Raw genomic sequence first — 647 nt, 5'->3', positions numbered from 1 at the left:
CAAAGTCCTTTAAGGCGGCTTCGGCAGCTTCTTTAGTGGGGGCATTATAAATATCTTTCATATCTTTGGTAAAGGCTTTTTTATCTTTCCAGACGACATACCTACTAGCGTTTCTGATTTGATGTACTACGCATATTTGTGTAGTAGATTTAGGGAATACATTTTTGATGGTTTGGGTAAATCCATTCAGATTATCAGTGGCTGTAATAAGTAGGTCTTCTACTCCTCGAGCTTTTAAATCTGTAAGTACATTCATCCAAAAGGCTGCTGATTCATTCTTCCCTAACCACAAGCCTAATACCTCCTTTTTACCATCTCTACGCAAGCCAACAGCTATATACATTGTTTTATTGATAACCTTTGAGTTCTCCCTTACCTTAAAGACCATACCATCCATCCAAGTAATTAGATAAACAGGCTCTAAAGGTCTGTTTTGCCAAGCTATAATATCGTTGGTAATTCGGTCTGTGATTCTAGAAATGGTAGATGTTGATATATTAAAGTCGTACACCTCGCTAATCTGTTGTTCGATATCAGCATTACTCATTCCTTTAGCATACAAACTAATGATAACATTTTCAATGCCATCCACCATATTGGTTCGCTTAGGAACAAGCATAGGATTAAAAGAAGCGTCTCTATCTCTA

The 647-nt window shown here is 37.1% G+C and carries 1 protein-coding gene; it reads right to left on the bottom strand.

Annotation, left to right across the window (positions count from 1 at the left end):
- A partial coding sequence (locus tag GXW81_RS10325; protein ID WP_161532235.1) for an IS256 family transposase occupies nt 1-647 on the bottom strand: 647 nt, incomplete at both ends.

This window comes from Riemerella anatipestifer, assembly GCF_009932355.1.
In the GTDB taxonomy this organism is placed as follows: domain Bacteria; phylum Bacteroidota; class Bacteroidia; order Flavobacteriales; family Weeksellaceae; genus Riemerella; species Riemerella anatipestifer_E.
Note: the sequence above shows the minus strand (reverse complement) of the source record. Positions and strands in the feature narration are given on the sequence as shown.